Source organism: Rhizobium sp. BK512 (assembly GCF_014194915.1).
Taxonomy (GTDB): domain Bacteria; phylum Pseudomonadota; class Alphaproteobacteria; order Rhizobiales; family Rhizobiaceae; genus Rhizobium.
Genome location: NZ_JACIAS010000003.1, coordinates 440,487 through 460,553, shown reverse-complemented (window position 1 = coordinate 460,553; position 20,067 = coordinate 440,487). Strand labels below are relative to the sequence as shown.

Genomic DNA, 20,067 nt, shown 5'->3' with positions numbered 1-20,067 from the left:
TAACTTCACCCTGCCTGCGTCAGTGGATTGGGCGCGGCGAAATGGCAGGCTGAGAACTGGTTCGGCGATACTTCGCGCAAGCCCGGACGCTCGACCTTGCAGATGTCCCTTGCGATAGGACAGCGCGTGTGGAAGCTGCATCCCGACGGGACGCGGGACGGGCTCGGCACGTCGCCCTGCAGCACGATACGGTTTGCCTTGCGATCCGGATCGGGCTCGGGCGCGGCCGACAACAGCGCCTGCGTATAGGGATGCTGCGGCATGGAATAGATCGACTTCTTCGGCCCGATCTCCACGATCCTGCCGAGATACATCACCGCTACGCGATCAGCGATGTGGCGTACGACCGCCAGGTCATGGGCGATGAAGAGATAGGAGAGCTTTCGTTCGACCTGCAAATCCTGCAGCAGATTGACGATCTGCGCCTGCACGGAGACATCAAGCGCAGAGACCGGCTCGTCGGCGACGATGAATTTCGGATTGACCGATATGGCACGCGCGATGCCGATGCGCTGGCGCTGGCCGCCGGAGAACTGGCGCGGATAACGGTCCATGAAGCTCGGGGACAGGCCGACCTGCGTCAGCAGTTCGGCGACGCGGTCACGCCGTTCCCTTGACGATTTCGCCAAACCGAAGACTTCCAACGGCTCGGAGATGATCTGAGCGATCGAACGACGCGGGCTGAGCGAGCCGTAGGGATCCTGGAAGACCATCTGCATCCTGGCGCGCATCATGCGCATCTCGGCCGCACTCAGCGATGTGATATCGCGCCCTTCGAACAGCACCTCACCATCGCTCGGCTGGATCAGCCGCAACAGAAGGCGCCCAAGCGTGGACTTGCCGCAGCCGGATTCACCGACCAGCGCCAGCGTCTCGCCCGGCTTGACGGAAAAGGAGGCTCCGTCGACGGCGCGTACGCCGCCCGAGGAAGAATTCGTGAAAGACAGGCCGCCAGCATCGGAAAAGGTCTTGCCGAGGTTGCGGACGATCAACAGGTCGTCGGCGCTGCTCATCTCTGTCATGCTGTTGCTCCGGCGGTGACCCAGCAGGCCGCCTTATGGCTTTCTGATATGGTGAACATGGGCGGCATTTCGGCCGCGCATCTGTCCGTCCGGTTCCCACAGCGGGCGTAGAAGGGACAGCCCTGCTTGACGGTGCCGGCAAGCGGCACGGAACCGGGAATCTGATAGAGGCGCGAGCGCTCGTCGTCGAGGCGCGGAATGGACTGAAGCAGGCCGCGCGTATAGGGATGGCTCGGGTTCCTGAAGATCGAGCGGACATCGGCGTCCTCGACCACTCGTCCGGCGTACATGACGATGACGCGATCGCAGACTTCGGCGATGACGCCGAGATCGTGCGAGATCAAGAGCACGGCGGTGTTCAGCGTCTTGCGAACTTTCGCCATCAGGTCGAGCACCTGGGCCTGGATGGTGACGTCGAGTGCCGTTGTCGGCTCGTCTGCGATCAAGAGTTTCGGATTGCAGGCAACCGCCATGGCGATCATCACGCGCTGGCGCATGCCGCCGGAGAACTGGTGCGGATAGGCATCGAGGCGGCCTTCCGGATTGGGGATGCCGACGAGTTTCAGAAGTTCGATGATGCGGGCGCGGCGCTGTTGACGGCTCATCCTCTCATGCAGCTTGATCGCCTCGCCGATCTGGTCACCGATCGTCATGACCGGGTTCAGAGAACTCATCGGTTCCTGAAAGATCATCGCGATATCGCGACCGCGGATCTCCGGCAATTTCGTCTTCGGCAGATCGAGAAGGTTGACGCCCTCAAGCTCGATACGACCCTGTGCAATGCGGCCGGGCGGGTTCGGGATCAGCCCCATGATCGATAGCGAGGTGATCGACTTGCCCGATCCGGATTCACCAACGATGCCGACCGAACCACCGGCCTCGACCTCGAAGGAGACGCCATTCACGACGCGGATCGGGGAATCCTTCGGGCCGAATTCGACGGCGAGACTATCGACCTTGAGCAACGGAGACTGCGTTTTTGATGTCATTGGCTCGTCTCCGGATCCAGCATGTCGCGCACCGCGTCGCCGATCAGGTTGAAGGACAGCACGACGCAGGTGATGGCAAAACCGGCGGCAATGATCGGCCAGGGCGAGCCGAAGAGATTGTTGAGACCATCACGGATGATATTGCCCCAGCTTGGATTGGGGGCGCGGGTACCGATGCCGAGGAAGCTGAGCGAGGCCTCAAGGCGGATGGCTGACGCGACCCAAAGCGTCATCAGTACGACGATGGGGGCTGCGATATTCGGGATGATATGGCGGAAGATGATAACGGGCGTGCGCACGCCGACGGCGATTGCCGCTTCCACGTACGGCTCCTGCTTGACCGACAGGGTCGAGGCACGAGCGACACGGGCAAAGCCGGGAATGAACGCGACCGTAATGACGGCGATGATGTTCCAGAAGGCGCCACCGAGCACGGCTGCGATGATGATGGCGAGCAGCAGTTCCGGGAAGGCGAGCAGCAAATCGATAAACCGGCTGATAATGCGATCGATCAGGCCCCCGAAATAACCGGCTGTTACGCCAAGTGCGGTACCGAGCAGCGCGGCGAGCGCCGGCGAGATCAGGCCGAAGAGCAGCGAATTGCGTGAACCGTGGACCATGCGCGAGAGAACGTCGCGCCCAAACTGGTCGGTGCCGAGCCAGTGTGCGGCCGAGGGCGCCTTGTTGATCGAGAGGATGCTCTGGGCGAGCGGATCATAGGGCGCAAGCACCGGTGCAAAGACTGCGATCACGAAGAAGACGAGTGCAATCGCCAGCGCGAAAAGGGTCGAGGGCCGGTGCAACAACGTTTTCGAGAAGAGCGATAGCAAGCCAGGTGCAGGTGCAAGCAGAGGCTGCTCGGAGGTCTGTAGAGCAGACGCAGGTGTCTGAGTGATGATGCTCATTATTTCACCCGGATGCGAGGATCGATGACGATGTAGAGGAGATCCATCACCAGATTGATCAAAAGGACGAGAAGCGCGAAGACAACGACGCCGCCCTGGATGACGCCATAGTCACGCTCGTTGATCGCCTGGATGAGCATGCGTCCGAGGCCGGGCCTGTTGAAGACCAGCTCGACGGCGACCGAACCGGACAGCGTGGCAAGCAGGCTGAGGCCCATGCCGGTCGAGAGCGGCAGAAGCGCATTGCGCAGACCGTGACGATAGATGACGCGCGGTTCGCGGGCACCCTTGGCGCGGGCGGTGCGGACATAGTCTTTGCCCAACGTTTCCAGGAGTGCGGTCCGCGACAGCCGGCCGATGAAGGCCGCCTTGACAAGTGCGAGCGTCAGGGCCGGCAGCACGATATGGTACATGCGATCCATGAACCCATCGCCTCCCCCATTGATCGGGAACCAACCGAGGTTCAATGCAAAGCCGATCAAGAGAAGCGCGCCGAGATAGAAATCCGGAATGGCATAACCGAGAAGGGAAAAGACGCGCATGCCGGAATCCGGCAACCTGTCACGATGGGTTGCCGCCACCACGCCGAAGGGCACTCCGGCACCGACGCCAATGATCATCGCCACAACGGTGAGCTCGATCGTATAGGGCAGATTGGCGGCGATCAGGTTCAGCACCGGCTCGCCATTCATGTAGGACTGGCCGAAATCGAGGCTGAGCACACCGATGAGGAAGTTGATGTACTGCTGCCAGAGCGGCACATCGAGCCCCATCTGGTGCCGGAAGGCTGCAAGCTGCTCCGGGAGAGCCATGTCTCCCAGAGCCGCAATCGCCGGATCGCCCGGCAGGATCCGCATCGCGATGAACACGAGCGTGAGCACCAGCCAGATTGTCGGAATGGCATCCGCCAGCCGGAGAAGAAAATATCTAGCCATGGTCATTCACCCGCATTCATTGTGACCTGGAAATCAGGCCTTCTTGGTTGCGTGGTGGAAGCGCCAGCGTGCGTAACCGCTCTGCACCTTGTAGCCGAGGTCGAGGCGGGCATTGCGGGCAACCGTGAAGGAGAGCGTCGACATGCCGATCAGCGGCAGATCGCGCAGGACCTGAAGCTCGATCTGCTTGCAGTAATCGACGTAGGACTTGTAGTCGGTCGCCTGCAGCGCTTTGGCGAGCAGATCGTCGATCCCCGGGATGACCACGCCATAGTGGCTGTAGTTGATGCCGCCGGAACCATCCGGCTTGACTTCCGCCTTGGTCGAAAGCTGCTGCGTATAGAGTTGCGTCGGGATCGGCGGATAGCTCGAGGAATGCAGGGCCAGCGTGTTCTTGTCGTGCTGGTTGTCAGCATGATAGGCGGTATGGTCGCCGATATGCAGGTTCATGCGCATGCCGACGGCACGCAGCTGTTCCTGCACGATCAGCATGATCGACGCATAGTCTTCGCGCTGGCTGACATTGCTTTCGAAGTCGAAACCATCGGGGAAGCCGGCTTCGGCGAGCAAAGCCTTGGCCTTGTCAGGATCGTAATTGTACTGAAGTTCCGGCGGCAGATCTTCGGTCTTGAAACCGCCCGGGAAGGATTCCGGCTGAAGGTCGGCGGTAAAGCCTCCCATCGGCTTCATGGCCTCGGCAACCGCATGGCGATCGACAGCATACATGATCGCCTGACGCACCTTGATGTTGTCGAAAGGCTTGCGCTTCAGGTTGATATGCAGCGTGTTGAACGAACCCGGCGACGTCATGTCGAACTGCAGTGTTGAATCGCGCTGCAGCATGGAATCGACCCAGCCCGGCGCGCGCACGGCCTCGATCATATCGACATCGCCCGCCAGCAGCGCCAGCGTGCGCGCCGTGGTGTCGGCGATGTAGACGGATTCGACCTTGGCGACCTTCGCTTTCTCCCCCCAATAGGTTTCATGACGCTTCAGCGCCGTGCCCCACTTGCTGTCGAAACGCGCAAGTTCGTAGGGACCGGTGCCGACTGCATCGGTCTTGAACTTCTCCGCACCCATCTGGTCGACGGCCTTCTTGGAAACGATCGCCGTATTGTTGAGGAAGATCGACGTGCCCAGCAGGTTCACGTCGGAATTCTTCAGCGTAATCACGACCTCATAGGGTCCGGTGGCGACGACGTCGGCGATGTTGGACAGGATCGGCTTGTTCGTGCCGTCGGCCATGGCGCGCTTGAAGGAGAAGACGACGTCTTCGGACGTCATTTCACCAAAACCCTTGTGGAACTGCACGCCCTGACGGAGTTTGAAGGTCCAGGTCTTGGCATCCGACGAGGCCGACCATTCGGTGGCGAGCGTGGGCCGGTACTGGTCCGGCGTCGTCGCGAACGTGCCATCATCCGGGCGAACGAGCTGTTCGTACATCTGCTCGGTCGCCCAGTTATCGCCGCCCTGTGTTGTGTAGTTCGGATCGCTGGTGCGCGGGCCGTTGGCGGCAATGCCGATGCGAATAGTGTCGGGATCGTTCGCCGCACGGGCGAGAGCGGGTCCGAGCATGCTCATCGCAGCCGTGGCCGCGCTCAATTCCAGAAACTGGCGTCTTCTCAGGTTCATGTCATTTCCTCCCATGTGTCAGAATATTCAGCTTCGCCGCTTGTCGAGCTCGGCGTCGTTGACGATCAGGCCGAGGCCCGGGCCGGCCGGCACCTTGAACTTGCCGTCTTCCGGGATCGGCGGATTGGCGAAGCCGACATGCATGCGTGTCGATGGATCGGAGAATTCGGCGGGCTTGGTGTTGTGCATCAGCGTTGCCAGCACATGCAGGTTCGCCACATGGGCGATCGTCGGCTGGGTCTGGTGCGGAACGAGTTCGACGCCGTGGGCAAAGCAGATCGCGGCACACTGCATGAGACCGGTAATGCCGCCCATCTTGACGATGTCAGGCTGTACCATGCGCACGCCGGCATTGATCATGTCGACAACGGCCTGGGTCGTGTAGGACTGTTCGGCGGCCGAAACGGTGATGTCGAGACGCTGGGCGACCTCGCCCATGGCGCGCACGTTATAGTGCTGAACCGGCTCCTCGAACCAGACATAACCAAGCTCTTCGAGCGCACGGCCGACGCGGATGGCGCCGCCGACCGAATATTGGTTGTTGGCGTCGAAGGCGAGCGGGAAATCATCCCCCACGAGCTTGCGCACGGCCTTCGCCTTGGCGATGTCACCAGGAATATCATAGTCCTGGCGGGTGCGGTCACCGTCCCAGCGGATCTTGATGGCGGCCGGCCTTTCGGCGTTCCAACGCTGCTCGACCACGCGAACGGTTTCATCGACGGTGCGCCCGGCATTATTGCCGACCGACGAATAGAAGGGCAGTTCGGTGCGCCAGGCGCCGCCAAGCAGCTTGTAGACGGGCTGGTTGAAGTGCTTGCCCTTGATGTCCCAGAGGGCAATATCAAGTGCGGCAAGCGCGCCGGTGACAGCGCCTTCGGGTCCAAGCTTCACATATCTGTGCAGCAGCCGGTCGTAGAGGACCGCCTGGTCGAGCGCATCCGCACCGACGAGCGAGGCTGCGAAATCCCTGACGACGCCAAGCGAGTGCTCGCCGCCCATCATCGGCGAAGCTTCACCATGGCCGACGATGCCATCTTCCGTGGTTACGCGCACGAAAGCCGTGCGGCGGCCCGGCGGCTCGTTGGGCTCCCACTTCACCTGAAAAGCTTCAACGGACTTGATAATCGTACCCACTGGCATTCCCTCGAAGAACGGACGTTTTCAGCGCCGGTGTTGTCGTTACCAAAAGCATCTTCCAGTTTGCATCCGTATGCAACACGGCGATTGAACTGAAATTGGAATAGGTTTTATGTCGGAATCAGCAAAAGTGCTCTCTGGTGAGTATCAGCCGCTCAAAGGTGAAATGACGCCTTATTTCTCTGGATTTTTGATGCTGCAGCGCATCCCGGCGCCGATATTCGGAAGCCAAAAGAGTTCGTAGGGAACGAGCGAGCCGCCGCGTATAAGAAGTAGTTGAAATTCTTGCATCCGAATGCAAAAAGAAAGGAGAAGGTAGAGAGCGGCGATCGGGGAATTGGATTATGCGCAAACAAGGATTGCCATCCTTGCACGGAGAACCGTCAAAGCCGATTACGGCCCGCGAGCTCGCGCGCATGCTTGGCGTCAGCCAATCGGCAGTCTCGCGTGCCTTCACACCAGGCGCAAGCATCGCAGCCGATCTGCGCGAGCGAATCCTGAAATATGCGGCAGAAGTCGACTATCAGCCGAATGCGATCGCCAGCATGCTCTCGAAGAGCCGCACGAACATTATCGGCATCGTCGTCTCCGACATGCAGAACCCCTTCTACCCCGGCCTGATCGAAAAACTCTCCCGCGCACTGCAGCGCATCGGCCTGCAGAGCCTGCTCTTCAACATCGCCAAGGGGTCAAATCTCGAGGAGCAGCTTTCAGCATTGCGACGCTACAATGTCGATGCGGTTATCGTCATTTCCGCAACGATCCTGTCGGGCGCGACGCTGAGCTGGGCGACGGAAGGCCGGCCGGCCATCCTGATCAACCGCGTCATCGAAGAGACGAACCTCAGCTGTGTTGCCTGCAACAATGTCGAAGGTGCGCGCGCCATTGCAGACCATTTTTACAAGCAAGGCGCTCGCAGGGTTGCCTATGTCGCCGGCCTCAGTCACACGACCACCAACCGGGAACGGCAGAACGGCTTCGTCACGCGCATTGCCGAGCTCGGCATGACGCTGAGCGCACAGATCGAGGGGCGGGAATACAGCTATCATGCCGGCCGCGCAGCCGCCCTTGAAATCGCCGCGAAGAAAAGCACCGACGCCATCTTCTTCGCCAACGACATTCTGGCGATCGGCGGCATCGATGCACTCCGGGAGGAAGCCGGCTGCCGTGTTCCCGACGATATCTTCGTTGCCGGTTTCGACGACATTCCGATGGCCGGCTGGCCGCACTACAATCTCACCACTTTCCGCCAACCCGTCGACGAAATCGTACGCGTCGTCGTCGAAATGATCGAGGGTGATACGTCGGCGCTTCTCAGGGCCGCGACAACGATCCGCCTTTCCGGAGAGCTTGTCGAGCGGCGCTCGACTGGCGTCGAGCAGAAGGCCCGATAAGTCCGCCTATAGCCTATATATGAAGCGCGTTGCCAAGTGCCTTCAGCGCTGCCTCCATCACGGCCTCACTGCGGGTCGGGTGGGCATGGATGGTGCCAGCAATATCCTCCAACCGTGCGCCCATTTCGATGGCGAGCGCGAAGGCGGCCGAGAGTTCGGATACACCTGCGCCAACCGCCTGCAGGCCGAGAACGAGGTTGGTATCGGCCCGCGCCACCACCCGCACGAAGCCGTCTTCGGAGAGCATGGTCATAGCGCGGCCGTTGGCACTGAAGGGAAACTGGCCGGTTTTGATCTCATATCCCTGGCTACGCGCCTCTGCCGGCGACAGGCCGGCGCTGACGATTTCCGGATCGGTGAAGCATATTGCGGGGATGCAGCGCTTGTCCCAGGCCCGCTTCTTTCTGGCAACGATCTCGGCGACCATCTCCCCTTGCGCCATCGCCCGATGCGCGAGCATCGGTTCACCTGTGACATCGCCGATGGCATAGATGCCGCGCATGGAGGTGCGGCAGCGATCGTCGATCCTGAGGAAGGGGCCGGCGCGGTCGAGATCGAGTTCTTCAAGCCCCGATCCCGCCGTTCTCGGACGGCGACCGACAGTGACAAGAATGCGGTCCGCGGCAAGCGTCTGCTGTCGGTTGTCGGGCGTTTCGACGACAAGCCCTTCGCCGGCATCGGAAAGGCCGATCGCCTTTGCACCGGTCAATAGAAGAATGCCGCGTTCAGTCATCTTGCGCATGACGGGCCGCACGAGTTCGGCATCATATTGCGGCAGGACCTGCTGGGTTGCCTCGACTACGGTTACCTGCGATCCCATTTTCTGGAATGCGATCCCGAGTTCCAGCCCAATGTAACCGCCGCCGACGACGACAAGGTTCTTCGGCAACTCCCTCAGCGACAATGCCTCGGTGGAAGAGATGACCCGACCGCCGAAAGGCAAGTTCGGAAGCTCTACCGGATCGGAGCCGGTCGCGATGACGACGGTCTCGGCGCGGATGATCTGCTGGCCCGTCTCCGTTTCCACCTCGACCGTCTTGCCATCGCGAAAATGCGCGCGGCCGTGGACGATCTTCACGCGCGCCTTCTGCAACAGGCCGGAAACGCCGCTCGTCAGCCGACCGACGATACCGTCTTTCCAGCCGATCGTCTTCGTCAGATCGATGGAGGCGCTTTCGACGCGGATGCCCATCGGGTTCTTGCCCACCAGCATGCGTTGGGTGGCATCGAATTCCTCGGCCGCGTGGATTAGCGCCTTGGAGGGAATGCAGCCGACCGTCAGGCAGGTGCCGCCCGGCTTGCCCGCCTCGACGATGACGGTATCGACTCCCAACTGGCCAGCGCGGATGGCGCAGACATAACCACCCGGACCGGCGCCGATGACGAGGAGCTTACAAACAATCTCTTTCATGGCTCAGCCTTCGATGAAAATGAGCGCCGGCGTTTCGAGCAGCGTGCGGATGCGCTGCACGAAGGTCGCCGCATCCCAGCCGTCGATGATGCGGTGGTCGAAGCTGGAGGAAAGGTTCATCATCTTGCGCGGCACGAATTGCGTGCCATCCCAGACCGGTCGCGTCGCGATCTTGTTGACGCCAATGATGGCCACTTCCGGGTGGTTGATGACAGGTGTGGAGACGATACCGCCAAGCGCCCCGAGCGAGCTGATGGTGATGGTCGAACCCGACAACTCGTCTCGCGTCGCCGTACCCGAGCGCGCTGCTTCCGCGAGCCGGTTCATTTCGAGGGCACAATCGAAGATGCCGCGCGCTTCCGCATGGCGCACGACAGGCACGGTAAGTCCTGCCGGCGTCTGTGTGGCAATGCCGATATGCACGGCGCCATGGCGCGTGATGATGCCGGCATCGTCATCGAATGTGGCGTTGACATCGGGCTGATCGGAAATCGCCTTGACGAGCGCCCGCATGAGGAAGGGCAAAACCGTCAGCTTGGGATGCTCCGCCTTGCGGTCGGAATTCATCGTGGCGCGCAGCTCTTCGAGGGCGGTCATATCCACCTCTTCCACATAGGTGATGTGGGGAATACGCGAGGTGGAAAGTACCATCTTTTCGGCAATACGGCGGCGAAGACCGGTCAATTTGACCTCCTCGGTCGCCGTTTTCCTCGCGAGGCCAGCGCGCGCCGGAGCGGGTGCCGCGCCCTGATTCAGGAACTGCTCGACATCCTCGCGCAGGATGCGCCCCGCCGGGCCCGTGCCCTGCACCTGCCGGAGATCCACGCCGCTTTCTCGGGCGAAGAGCCGGACCGACGGAGCTGCTAGCGGCTTTTCGTCCGGCGCGGCTGCCGGCGTTGGTGCTTTTGGCACGGGCTTCGGAGTTTCAATCTTGACCGACTCGGCCGCTTTTGGCTGAGCAACGGCTGTGGGCTCTGCGTCTGCGGTCGACGCCGCCGTCTCGATCCGCACGAGCGGCGCCTTCACCGCGATACGGTCGCCCACCTCGCCGGCAAGCCAGGTCACGACGCCGCTGACAGGCGAGGGAATTTCGACGGTCGCCTTGTCGGTCATGACGGCGGCAATCACCATATCCTCGCGCACCGGATCGCCGGTCTTCACATGCCATTCGACAAGTTCCGCCTCGGCGACACCTTCGCCGACATCCGGCATCTTGATGATGAATTCGCCCATGGTTCAGGCCTCCATCACTTCGGCAAGCGCGCGCCCGACGCGGCCGGGTCCAGGAAAATAATCCCATTCCTGTGCATGCGGATAGGGCGTGTCCCAGCCAGCGACACGCACGACGGGGGCTTCGAGCTGATAGAAGCAATATTCCTGCACCAAAGACACGATTTCGGCGCCGAAGCCCGAGGTCAATGTGGCCTCATGCACGACGACGCAGCGGCCGGTCTTGGTGACGGATTTGACGATCGTATCGAGATCGAGCGGCAGGAGACTCCTGAGATCGATCACTTCCGCATCAATGCCCGCATCCTCGGCAGCGGCAAGCGCCACATGCACCATCGTGCCATAGGCGATGACGGTCACGGCCGAGCCCGTGCGTCGCACCTCGGCCTTGCCGATCGGGATCGTATAATGATCCTCCGGCACTTCGCCGAGATCATGCTTCGACCAGGGCGTAACAGGCCGCTCATGATGACCGTCGAAAGGCCCATTATAGAGCCGCTTCGGCTCCAGGAACATCACGGGATCGGGATCCTCGATCGCGGCAATCAAAAGGCCCTTGGCATCATAGGGATTGGAGGGCACGACCACCTTCAGGCCGCAGACATGGGTAAACAGTGCCTCGGGACTTTGACTATGCGTCTGGCCGCCAAATATGCCGCCGCCGGTCGGCATGCGCACGACGATCGGGCAGGTGAAATCGCCGTTGGAGCGATAGCGGATGCGCGCGGCCTCCTGCGTAAGCTGGTCGTATGCCGGATACATATAATCGGCGAACTGGATCTCGACGCAGGGCTTCAGCCCATAGGCGGCCATACCGATCGCCGTGCCGACAATGCCGGATTCGCTGATCGGCGTGTCGAAGCAGCGCGTCTTGCCGTATTTCGCCTGCAGGCCTTGCGTGCAGCGGAAGACGCCGCCGAAATAACCGACGTCCTCGCCGAAAACCACGACATTGTCGTCACGTGCCATCGAGACATCCATGGCGCTGCGCACCGCCTCGATCATCGTCATCCGGGCCATGTCAGTACCCCGCCTTCTGCCGCTGACGGCGGATATGCGGCGGCATCTCGGCATAAACGCCTTCGAAAATGTCGCGCACCGATGGTTTGCCGCCATCATGCAGCGTGCCGTGCGCCTCGGCTTGGCGCTGCGCCTCGATCACCTCGTCCATGATCTCCGCTTCGGCCTGGGTATGGCGTTCCTCCGACCAGACGCCTCTGACGATCAGGTGCTTCTTCAGGCGCAGGACGGGGTCGCCGAGCGGCCAGGCTTCCGATTCCGTCTTCGGGCGATAAGCACTTGGATCGTCGGACGTGGAATGGGCGCCGACGCGATAGGTGACATATTCGATCAGCGTCGGGCCGAGATTGCGACGCGCCCGCTCCGCCGCCCAGCGAGCGACGGCATGGACGGCGAGATAGTCATTGCCATCGACGCGCAGCGCCGGAATGCCGAAGCCGAGACCGCGAGCCGCAAAAGTGCCGGAACCGCCGCGCGCAATGCCCTGGAAGGTGGAGATCGCCCACTGATTGTTGACGATATTGAGAATGACAGGCGCCTTGTAGGTGGAGGCAAAAACCAAAGCCGAATGGAAATCCGATTCCGCCGTCGAGCCATCGCCGATCCAGGCGGCTGCGATGCGGCTGTCATTCTTGATCGCCGAGGCCATCGCCCAGCCGACCGCCTGCACATATTGCGTGGCAAGATTGCCTGAAATGGTGAAGAAGCCGTGCTCCTTGGAGGAATACATGATGGGAAGCTGGCGCCCGCGCAGCGGATCGCTCTCATTCGAGTAGATCTGGTTCATCATCTCGACCATCGGATAGTCGTCGGCAATCAAGAGGCCGGCCTGACGATAGGTCGGGAAATTCATGTCGCCCTTCTGCAGCGCCTTGCGGAAGGCGCAGCTGACCGCCTCTTCGCCGAGATGCTGCATATAGAAGGATGTCTTGCCCTGCCGTTGCGCCATCAGCATGCGGGAATCGAAAGCGCGCAGCTTCATCATATTGCGAAGCCCCGTCAGCAACTCCTCATCGGTCGATGAGCCGGCCCAGGGACCGACAGCTTCACCGTCGCGATTCAGCACGCGGATGATAGAATAGGCGAGATCGCGGATGTCTTCAGACGCGACATCGACCTCCGGCCGCGGCACGGAGCCGGCCTTTGCGATGTTGACGTTGGAAAAATCGGGATGACCGCCCGGACGGACGGCGGGTTCGGGGACATGCAGGCTCAAACGAGCGGATTCCACCATCTGGTCTTTTTCCTCCCTTTAGCAGCCCCGCTCCTCTCCTCCAGAAGCCGGACCTTATTGTTATAGGTTGCGGGCAATCACCATGCGCTGCACGTCACTCGTACCCTCATAGATCTGGCAGATGCGCACGTCGCGATAGATGCGCTCCACCGGATAATCGGCCATATAGCCGTAGCCGCCGTGGATCTGGATCGCATCTGAGCAGACGCGCTCGGCCAGCTCGGAGGCAAAGAGCTTGGCCATCGATGCTTCCGACAGGCATGGCAGTCCTGCTTCGCGGAGTGAGGCCGCGTGGAAGACCAGCTGCCGCGCCGCCTCGATCCGCGTTGCCATATCGGCGAGCCGGAATCCGACGGCCTGATGCTCGACGATCGGCTTGCCGAAGGCGCTGCGTTCGCGGGCATAATCGCGCGCCGCCTCGAAGGCAGCCTTCGCCATGCCGACGGCCTGCGCAGCAATACCGATCCGTCCACCCTCGAGATTGGCAAGGGCGATGCGATAGCCCTCGCCCTCTTCGCCAAGCCGAAGCTCGACGGGAATACGCATCCCGCTGAAGGCAATCTGGCATGTGTCGGAAGAATGCAGGCCGAGTTTTTCCTCGACACGGATCACCTCGTAACCCGGCGTATCGGTCGGCACGATGAAAGCGGTGATACCCTTCTTACCGGCATCGGGATCGGTGACGGCAAAGACGATGATGACCTGGCCGTTCTTGCCTGAGGTGATGAATTGCTTGGCGCCGTCGAGCACATAGTGATCGCCATCGCGGCGCGCCCGCGTCTTGAGGTTCGAAGCATCCGAACCTGCCTGCGGCTCCGTCAGCGCAAAACCACCGATCCATTCGCCACTCGCAAGCTTCGGCAGGAAGCGCTGCCGCTGGTCATCATTGCCGAATTTCAGGATCGGCACGCAGCCGACCGAGCTATGCACACTCATGATGGTCGAGCATGGTCCGTCACCGGCGGCGATTTCTTCGAGCGCTGCGGCATAGGCGATGACACCGGTGTCGGATCCGCCATAGGCTTCCGGCACCAGCATGCCGAGCAGACCGAGTTCGCCCATTTCCTTCAATTCTTCACGCGGGAAAAGAGATTCCCGGTCGCGCTTCGCCGCTCCCGGCGCCAGCCTTTCCCGAGCGAAGTCGCGGGCTAGATCGCGGATCTGCTGCTGAAGTTCGGAAAGGATCATCAGCGCGCCCCTCCCTTAATGCCGCTCGAGAGCGACAGCGGTCGCTTCACCGCCACCGATGCAAAGTGCAGCCATGCCGCGCTTCAGGTCGTAACGCTCGAGCGCCGACAGCAGCGTCACCAGAATGCGTGCACCGGACGCGCCGATCGGATGGCCGAGCGCGCAGGCGCCGCCATGCACATTCACCTTGTCATGCGGCAGGTCGAGATCACGCATTGCAGCCATGGCAACGACGGCAAAGGCTTCGTTGATCTCGAAGAGGTCCACCCCGGAAAGCGGCAGGCCGGTGCGGTCCGAGAGCTTCTGCAGGGCACCGATCGGCGCCGTGGCAAAGAGATTGGGCGCTTGCGAATGTGTGGCGTGGCCGAGGACGGTGGCCAGCGGCTTGAGGCCGCGGCGCTCCGCCTCCGAACGGCGCATCAGAACAAGCGCGGCGGCACCATCGGAAATCGAACTGGAATTGGCGGCCGTCACCGTGCCGCCATCGCGGAAGGCAGGTTTCAGAGTGGGGATCTTGTCCGGCTTTGCCTTGCCCGGCTGCTCATCAACGCTCGCCATCTGCTCGGTCCTGCCGGATTTCACCGTTACCGGCACGATCTCCTTATCGAAGCGGCCCTCGGCGATCGCTTTCTGCGCTCGTGTCAGCGACGTGACCGCGTAGGCGTCCTGCGCCTCGCGCGTAAACTGATAGGCTTCGGCGCAATCCTCCGCAAAGCTGCCCATCAAGCGCCCCTTGTCATACGCATCCTCCAGCCCGTCGAGGAACATATGGTCCACGACCCGCCCATGGCCGAGCCTGTAACCCGCACGGGCACGATCAAGGAGATAGGGCGCGTTCGTCATGCTTTCCATGCCGCCGGCGACCGCGATAGAACCGCTGCCGGCGGCAATCAGGTCATGCGCCATCATGACGGCCTTCATGCCGGAGCCGCACATCTTGTTGACGGTGCTGGCGCCCGTGGCAAAAGGCAATCCGGCATGGATCGCCGCCTGGCGAGCCGGCGCCTGGCCCTGACCGGCCGGCAAAACACAGCCGAAAACGACCTCCTCGATTGCATCAGCCTCAACACCGCTGCGTTCAAGCGCTGCGCGGATCGCCGCTGCGCCCAGTTCGGGGGCGGCGGCATCCTTGAGTTCACCCTGAAAGCTGCCAATCGGCGTTCGGGCCGCGGCGACGATGACGATGGGATCCTGCAGCGTCATGTTTCCTCCTTCGGGCTAACGCTCAGCGCGCGCCCATGCGCAATGCGCCGTCGAGGCGAATGACCTCGCCGTTCAGCATGCTGTTTTCCAGGATATGGCGCACCAGCGCGGCAAATTCGGCTGGATGCCCAAGCCGCGGCGGGAACGGCACGCTCTTGCCGAGTGCTTCGCGCACCTCGGCCGGCATGCCGGCCATCATCGGCGTTTCGAAAATGCCGGGCGCAATCGACACGGTACGAATACCATGGCGGGCAAGCTCGCGGGCAATCGGCAGCGTCATTGCAGCGACGCCGCCCTTGGACGCGGCATAGGCCGCCTGCCCGATCTGTCCGTCGAAGGCGGCAGCCGAAGCCGTGTTGACGATCACGCCGCGCTCGCCTTCGGCATCCGGCTCTGCGTTTTGGATGGCAGCGGCCGCGAGCCTGATCATGTTGAAAGTGCCGATGAGATTGATGCTGATCGTCCGGACGAAGCTTTCCAGCCGGTGCGGCCCATCGCGGCCGACGACCTTCTCGGCCGGTGCCACGCCGGCACAATTGATAAGCCCTCGAAGCGGACCGAAGGCATCGACAGCTGCGGCGATGACGGCAGCGCCGTCTTTTTCGTCCGTCACATCGGCCCTGATGAAGCGGGCGCCCTGCCCCAGTTCGCGGGCAATCGCCTCGCCTGCGTCAAGATTGAGATCGGCGATCATCACGCGACCGCCAGCTTCGACGAGCATACGCGCCGTTGCCGCCCCAAGCCCGGAGCCGCCGCCGGTAACGATGAAATTTGCGCCGCTGATCTGCACGGACCGCTCCTCCTTGCCCAGCAGACATTCCCTCCAGAGTCTACCTGAAATGGAATTCTAATCCCTCACCCTATTGCAAGCGATGACAGAATTGCCGCATTATCGCGGCCAATTTTGCCACAGGCGGCGGAGCGGCAATGGCTGAAATCAAGCGACGCATGATTGCGCCAGGCTTTGTCGACGAAGCCCTCGACAGCCTGCGAAGGTTGGGGAGGCCGACAGCGCCGATCCTGGCCAGACTCGGCCTGCCCGAGCAGATCAATCATCCGGTTTCGGCCGAAGTCTATGGTGCGCTCTGGCTAGCAATCGCCGCCGAACTCGACGACGAATTCTTCGGCATGGGCGCCCGGCCGATGCGCAGCGGCAGTTTCACGCTGCTTTGCCATTGCGTGCTGCACGCGCCCACCCTCGGCCATGCCCTGCGGCGGGCCTTGCGTTTCCTCGATGTGGTGCTGGACGATCCGCGCGGCACGCTCGTCGTCCGCGACGGGCTGGCTCAGATCGAGCTGCGCGACGCCGGCGAACCGCGCTCGGCCTTCGCCTACCGCACTTACTGGATACTCCTTCACGGCATCATCTGCTGGCTGGTCGGCCGACGCATCCCGATCCGGCTCGTCGATTTTCGCTGCGCAGAACCTGGCCAGGGTGCCGACTACCGGCTCTTCTTCGGCGCCCCGGTACGCTTCTCGCAGCCGATCAGCCGGCTCGGCTTCGATAGCTCAATGCTCGATCTGCCGATTTCGCGCAGCGAACAATCCCTGAAGCAGTTCCTGCGTGGAGCCCCGGCCAACATCCTCGTGCGCTACCGCTATGATGCCGGCATCGCCGCTGCGGTGCGCCGCCGTCTCTCCCAGACCTCTCCCGCCGCCTGGACGAGTTTTCAAACACTGGCAAAAGACATGCACATGCCCTCCTCGACACTGCGACATCGCCTGCACGACGAGGGCCAGAGCTATGCCGGCATCAAGGACGATATCCGCCGCGATCTCGCCGTCGACATGCTGATGAACACCCAGAAGACGATCGGCGAAATCGCCGTGCAGCTCGGCTATTCCGAGCCCAGTGCCTTCTTTCGCGCCTTCAAGAAATGGATAGGCAAGAGTCCCGAGGCCTTCCGCCGTGAAGAGGCAAAATCGGCGCAATGGGAATAGGCTTCGTTGAAGGGGAGCTTTGAACCAGTCGCAACCCGCGCTACATATTTTAGCGGGAGGAATGCCATGTTTGATTTTTCGTTGGGCGAAACCGCGGATGCAATCCGTGATGCGACGGCGCGCTTTGCCGCTGACAATATTGCTCCGCTCGCCACGGAGATCGACGAAAGCAACACGTTTCCCCGCCAGCTCTGGCCGAAGATGGGGGAGCTCGGTCTGCATGGCATCACTGTCGAGGAGGAGTTCGGCGGCGCTGGTCTGGGTTACCTCGAGCATGTCGTAGCCATGGAGGAAGTATCGCGTGCATCGGCCTCCGTGGGGCTGAGTTACGGCGCTCATTCCAATCTCTGTATCAACCAGATCCGCCGCTGGGCGGCACCGGAGCAGAAACACCGCTATCTGCCTAGGCTGATTTCGGGCGAGCATGTCGGCTCGCTTGCCATGTCCGAAGCCGGTTCCGGCTCGGACGTCGTTTCCATGCGGCTCAGGGCCGAGCGCAAGGGTGATCGCTACCTACTCAACGGGACGAAGTTCTGGATCACCAACGCACCTCATGCCGACGTACTTGTCGTCTACGCCAAGACCGATCCGGCCGCCGGACCGAAGGGCATTTCAGCTTTCATCATCGAGAAGGGTTTGCCAGGCTTCAGCGTTTCGAAGAAGCTCTCCAAACTCGGCATGCGCGGCAGCGATACGGCAGAGTTGGTCTTTCAGGATTGCGAAGTGCCGGCGGAGGCGGTGATGGGCCGGGAAGGCGACGGCGTGAAAATCCTGATGTCCGGCCTCGATTATGAGCGTGCCGTGCTGGCTGCCGGCCCGCTCGGGATCATGCAGGCCTGCCTCGACGTGGTGCTGCCCTATGTGCGCGAGCGCAAACAGTTCGGCAAGGCAATCGGTGACTTCCAGCTCATGCAGGGCAAGATCGCCGATATGTATGTCGCGCTGAATTCGTCTCGCGCCTATGTCTATTCCGTCGCTCGTGCCTGTGATGCCGGCCGCACGACACGCGCGGATGCGGCAGCCGCCATCCTCTTTGCCAGCGAAAATGCCGTAAAGGTCTCGCTGGAGGCAATCCAGGCGCTTGGCGGCGCGGGATATACCAAGGAGTGGCCGGTCGAGCGCTTTCTGCGCGACGCCAAGCTTTACGATATCGGCGCCGGGACCAACGAGATTCGACGCTATCTGATCGGTCGGGAGCTCATCGCATCATGACGGCGATTTCCTCAGTGATCGATCGCGACAGCGAAACCTTCAAAGCCAACAGCATCAAGAACAAGGGACTGATCGCCGAACTCTACGATCGCTCGGCCAAGACCCGCGAGGGCGGCTCGCAAGCGGCCCGTGAACGCCACGCGAGCAAGGGCAAGCTACTGCCGCGCGACCGCATCCAGCTGCTGCTCGACGGCGGCAGCCCGTTCCTGGAGATCGGCACACTGACAGCAAACGGCATGTATGGCGATGAAGCCCCGGGTGCCGGCATCATCACCGGGATAGGCCGCGTCTCCGGCCGCGAGGTGATGATCGTCGCCAATGATGCGACGGTGAAGGGCGGCGCCTATTTTCCGATGACGGTAAGGAAACATCTGCGGGCTCAGGAAATTGCCATGCAGAACCGGCTGCCCTGCATCTATCTCGTCGACAGTGGCGGCGCCAATCTTCCGCATCAGGCCGAGGTCTTTCCCGACCGCGATCATTTCGGGGCGATTTTCTACAATCAGGCGCAAATGTCGGCGGAAGGCATTCCGCAGATTGCCTGCGTGATGGGAAGCTGCACGGCCGGCGGCGCCTATGTGCCAGCCATGTCCGATGAGACGGTCATCGTGCGCAACCAGGGCACGATCTTCCTTGCCGGCCCGCCATTGGTGAAAGCCGCGACCGGCGAGATCATTTCGGCCGAGGAGCTCGGCGGCGCCGAGACCCATGGCCGCCGCTCCGGCGTCGTCGATCATGTCGCCGAAAACGACGAGCATGCGCTGCTTCTCGTGCGCGATATCGTCGCCAGTCTCAACAGCGTGAAATCGGTCGATATCGACATCCGGGCCCCTCGCCCACCCAAACTCGATCCCGAAGATCTCAACGGCATCATCCCCGAGGACGTCCGCTCGCCCTATGACGTGCGCGAGGTCATAGGCCGGGTCGTCGATGGGTCCGAGTTCCATGAGTTCAAGCCGCTCTATGGCACGACGCTCATCTGCGGTTTTGCCCGTATCTGGGGCCTGCCTGTCGCCGTCATCGCCAACAATGGCGTGCTGTTTTCCGAGAGCGCGCTGAAGGGCGCACATTTCATCGAGCTTGCCTGCCAGCGCCGCGTGCCGCTGCTGTTTTTGCAGAACATATCAGGTTTCATGGTCGGCGGACGTTATGAGGCGGGCGGCATCGCGAAGGATGGGGCGAAGCTCGTCACCGCAGTTGCCACAGCCACGGTGCCCAAGGTCACCGTCATCATCGGCGGCAGTTTCGGGGCTGGCAATTACGGCATGTGCGGCCGAGCCTATCGCCCACGCTTCCTTTTTACCTGGCCGAACAGCCGCATCAGCGTGATGGGCGGCGAGCAGGCGGCTTCCGTACTTGCCACCATCCGCCGTGATGCGATGGAAGCACGCGGGGAGACATGGCCAGTCGAAGATGAAGAAGCCTTCAAGGCGCCGATCCGCGCCGGCTACGAGGCTGAGGGCAATCCATATTACGCCACCGCACGTCTCTGGGACGACGGCATCATCGATCCGCGCCAGACGCGCGATGTGCTTGGCCTTGCCTTTTCCGCCTGCCTGAATGCACCTATCCCCAAAGGGCCGCGTTTCGGCCTCTTTCGGATGTGAGGTGGCG

The 20,067-nt window shown here is 61.8% G+C and carries 18 protein-coding genes; 5 read left to right on the top strand and 13 right to left on the bottom strand.

Features of this window, described 5'->3' with window-relative positions; translation table 11 throughout:
- Positions 1 to 5: 5 nt before the first annotated feature.
- The 6 genes from FHX06_RS13000 to FHX06_RS12975 are packed head-to-tail and all read right to left on the bottom strand — an operon-like array spanning position 6 to position 6,617.
- Complete coding sequence (locus FHX06_RS13000; RefSeq protein ID WP_183879554.1) at positions 6 to 1,022, bottom strand: ABC transporter ATP-binding protein; 1,017 nt, start codon at positions 1,020 to 1,022, stop codon at positions 6 to 8.
- On the bottom strand, positions 1,019 to 2,011 hold the full coding sequence (locus tag FHX06_RS12995; RefSeq protein WP_183879552.1) for an ABC transporter ATP-binding protein: 993 nt from the start codon (positions 2,009 to 2,011) through the stop codon (positions 1,019 to 1,021). Before FHX06_RS12995 ends, FHX06_RS13000 begins: the two co-directional genes overlap by 4 nt.
- On the bottom strand, positions 2,008 to 2,916 hold the full coding sequence (locus tag FHX06_RS12990; RefSeq protein WP_113145146.1) for an ABC transporter permease: 909 nt from the start codon (positions 2,914 to 2,916) through the stop codon (positions 2,008 to 2,010). The genes FHX06_RS12995 and FHX06_RS12990 overlap by 4 nt, the downstream gene beginning before the upstream one ends.
- Entirely contained in the window at positions 2,916 to 3,851 is a 936-nt protein-coding gene (locus FHX06_RS12985; protein WP_183879550.1) for an ABC transporter permease, read from the bottom strand. Before FHX06_RS12985 ends, FHX06_RS12990 begins: the two co-directional genes overlap by 1 nt.
- Positions 3,852 to 3,884: 33 nt before the next feature.
- On the bottom strand, positions 3,885 to 5,483 hold the full coding sequence (locus FHX06_RS12980) for an ABC transporter substrate-binding protein (protein WP_183879548.1): 1,599 nt from the start codon (positions 5,481 to 5,483) through the stop codon (positions 3,885 to 3,887).
- Between the two features lie 27 nt (positions 5,484 to 5,510).
- Positions 5,511 to 6,617 carry a mandelate racemase/muconate lactonizing enzyme family protein gene (locus tag FHX06_RS12975; RefSeq protein WP_183879546.1) on the bottom strand — a complete coding sequence of 369 codons (1,107 nt, stop codon included), beginning with the start codon at positions 6,615 to 6,617 and terminating at the stop codon, positions 5,511 to 5,513.
- A 115-nt stretch (positions 6,618 to 6,732) separates the two neighbouring features.
- On the opposite strand from FHX06_RS12975, the gene FHX06_RS36045 reads away from it, so the two are divergent.
- Both FHX06_RS36045 and FHX06_RS12970 read left to right on the top strand, forming a co-directional pair.
- The gene (locus tag FHX06_RS36045; RefSeq protein WP_281413385.1) at positions 6,733 to 6,864 is read left to right on the top strand and encodes a hypothetical protein; all 132 of its coding nucleotides are present in this window, start codon (positions 6,733 to 6,735) and stop codon (positions 6,862 to 6,864) included.
- 124 nt (positions 6,865 to 6,988) lie between these two features.
- The gene (locus tag FHX06_RS12970; RefSeq protein WP_183879544.1) at positions 6,989 to 8,014 is read left to right on the top strand and encodes a LacI family DNA-binding transcriptional regulator; all 1,026 of its coding nucleotides are present in this window, start codon (positions 6,989 to 6,991) and stop codon (positions 8,012 to 8,014) included.
- A gap of 13 nt (positions 8,015 to 8,027) precedes the next feature.
- On the opposite strand, the gene lpdA is transcribed toward FHX06_RS12970, so the two are convergent.
- Genes lpdA through FHX06_RS12935 form a run of 7 tightly spaced genes read right to left on the bottom strand, consistent with a single transcriptional unit; the run spans position 8,028 to position 16,090 of the window.
- Complete coding sequence (gene lpdA, locus FHX06_RS12965; protein WP_183879542.1) at positions 8,028 to 9,425, bottom strand: dihydrolipoyl dehydrogenase; 1,398 nt, start codon at positions 9,423 to 9,425, stop codon at positions 8,028 to 8,030.
- A gap of 3 nt (positions 9,426 to 9,428) precedes the next feature.
- The gene (locus tag FHX06_RS12960; protein WP_183879540.1) at positions 9,429 to 10,658 is read right to left on the bottom strand and encodes a dihydrolipoamide acetyltransferase family protein; all 1,230 of its coding nucleotides are present in this window, start codon (positions 10,656 to 10,658) and stop codon (positions 9,429 to 9,431) included.
- 3 nt (positions 10,659 to 10,661) lie between these two features.
- Positions 10,662 to 11,675: an alpha-ketoacid dehydrogenase subunit beta gene (locus FHX06_RS12955; protein ID WP_112546437.1), complete on the bottom strand. Its 1,014-nt coding sequence runs from the start codon at positions 11,673 to 11,675 to the stop codon at positions 10,662 to 10,664.
- A gap of 1 nt (position 11,676) precedes the next feature.
- Entirely contained in the window at positions 11,677 to 12,909 is a 1,233-nt protein-coding gene (locus tag FHX06_RS12950) for a thiamine pyrophosphate-dependent enzyme (RefSeq protein ID WP_112546436.1), read from the bottom strand.
- Between the two features lie 60 nt (positions 12,910 to 12,969).
- Positions 12,970 to 14,097 carry an acyl-CoA dehydrogenase family protein gene (locus FHX06_RS12945; RefSeq protein ID WP_113115756.1) on the bottom strand — a complete coding sequence of 376 codons (1,128 nt, stop codon included), beginning with the start codon at positions 14,095 to 14,097 and terminating at the stop codon, positions 12,970 to 12,972.
- A gap of 15 nt (positions 14,098 to 14,112) precedes the next feature.
- The gene (locus FHX06_RS12940; protein WP_183879538.1) at positions 14,113 to 15,300 is read right to left on the bottom strand and encodes an acetyl-CoA C-acyltransferase; all 1,188 of its coding nucleotides are present in this window, start codon (positions 15,298 to 15,300) and stop codon (positions 14,113 to 14,115) included.
- Between the two features lie 22 nt (positions 15,301 to 15,322).
- Positions 15,323 to 16,090, bottom strand: a complete 768-nt coding sequence (locus FHX06_RS12935; RefSeq protein ID WP_113202752.1) for a 3-hydroxyacyl-CoA dehydrogenase — start codon at positions 16,088 to 16,090, stop codon at positions 15,323 to 15,325.
- Positions 16,091 to 16,227: 137 nt separating this feature from the next.
- Between FHX06_RS12935 and FHX06_RS12930 the strand changes: the two genes are divergently transcribed.
- The 3 genes from FHX06_RS12930 to FHX06_RS12920 all read left to right on the top strand — a co-directional run bounded on the left by FHX06_RS12930 (position 16,228) and on the right by FHX06_RS12920 (position 20,060).
- Positions 16,228 to 17,241, top strand: a complete 1,014-nt coding sequence (locus FHX06_RS12930) for an AraC family transcriptional regulator (RefSeq protein ID WP_183879536.1) — start codon at positions 16,228 to 16,230, stop codon at positions 17,239 to 17,241.
- Positions 17,242 to 17,307: 66 nt separating this feature from the next.
- Positions 17,308 to 18,453: an isovaleryl-CoA dehydrogenase gene (locus FHX06_RS12925; RefSeq protein ID WP_113115752.1), complete on the top strand. Its 1,146-nt coding sequence runs from the start codon at positions 17,308 to 17,310 to the stop codon at positions 18,451 to 18,453.
- A complete protein-coding gene (locus tag FHX06_RS12920; RefSeq protein WP_113115751.1) occupies positions 18,450 to 20,060 on the top strand; it encodes a carboxyl transferase domain-containing protein in 1,611 nt (536 codons plus the stop codon). The genes FHX06_RS12925 and FHX06_RS12920 overlap by 4 nt, the downstream gene beginning before the upstream one ends.
- Positions 20,061 to 20,067: the final 7 nt, after the last annotated feature.

What these genes read in the sequence shown, in the direction of transcription:
- FHX06_RS13000 (WP_183879554.1), bottom strand. Translation starts at nt 1,022, where the DNA reads ATGACAGAGATGAGCAGCGCCGACGACCTGTTGATCGTCCGCAACCTC.
- FHX06_RS12995 (WP_183879552.1), bottom strand. Translation starts at nt 2,011, where the DNA reads ATGACATCAAAAACGCAGTCTCCGTTGCTCAAGGTCGATAGTCTCGCC.
- FHX06_RS12990 (WP_113145146.1), bottom strand. Translation starts at nt 2,916, where the DNA reads ATGAGCATCATCACTCAGACACCTGCGTCTGCTCTACAGACCTCCGAG.
- FHX06_RS12985 (WP_183879550.1), bottom strand. Translation starts at nt 3,851, where the DNA reads ATGGCTAGATATTTTCTTCTCCGGCTGGCGGATGCCATTCCGACAATC.
- FHX06_RS12980 (WP_183879548.1), bottom strand. Translation starts at nt 5,483, where the DNA reads ATGAACCTGAGAAGACGCCAGTTTCTGGAATTGAGCGCGGCCACGGCT.
- FHX06_RS36045 (WP_281413385.1), top strand. Translation starts at nt 6,733, where the DNA reads ATGTCGGAATCAGCAAAAGTGCTCTCTGGTGAGTATCAGCCGCTCAAA.
- lpdA (WP_183879542.1), bottom strand. Translation starts at nt 9,425, where the DNA reads ATGAAAGAGATTGTTTGTAAGCTCCTCGTCATCGGCGCCGGTCCGGGT.
- FHX06_RS12960 (WP_183879540.1), bottom strand. Translation starts at nt 10,658, where the DNA reads ATGGGCGAATTCATCATCAAGATGCCGGATGTCGGCGAAGGTGTCGCC.
- FHX06_RS12955 (WP_112546437.1), bottom strand. Translation starts at nt 11,675, where the DNA reads ATGGCCCGGATGACGATGATCGAGGCGGTGCGCAGCGCCATGGATGTC.
- FHX06_RS12950 (WP_112546436.1), bottom strand. Translation starts at nt 12,909, where the DNA reads ATGGTGGAATCCGCTCGTTTGAGCCTGCATGTCCCCGAACCCGCCGTC.
- FHX06_RS12945 (WP_113115756.1), bottom strand. Translation starts at nt 14,097, where the DNA reads ATGATCCTTTCCGAACTTCAGCAGCAGATCCGCGATCTAGCCCGCGAC.
- FHX06_RS12940 (WP_183879538.1), bottom strand. Translation starts at nt 15,300, where the DNA reads ATGACGCTGCAGGATCCCATCGTCATCGTCGCCGCGGCCCGAACGCCG.
- FHX06_RS12930 (WP_183879536.1), top strand. Translation starts at nt 16,228, where the DNA reads ATGGCTGAAATCAAGCGACGCATGATTGCGCCAGGCTTTGTCGACGAA.
- FHX06_RS12925 (WP_113115752.1), top strand. Translation starts at nt 17,308, where the DNA reads ATGTTTGATTTTTCGTTGGGCGAAACCGCGGATGCAATCCGTGATGCG.
- FHX06_RS12920 (WP_113115751.1), top strand. Translation starts at nt 18,450, where the DNA reads ATGACGGCGATTTCCTCAGTGATCGATCGCGACAGCGAAACCTTCAAA.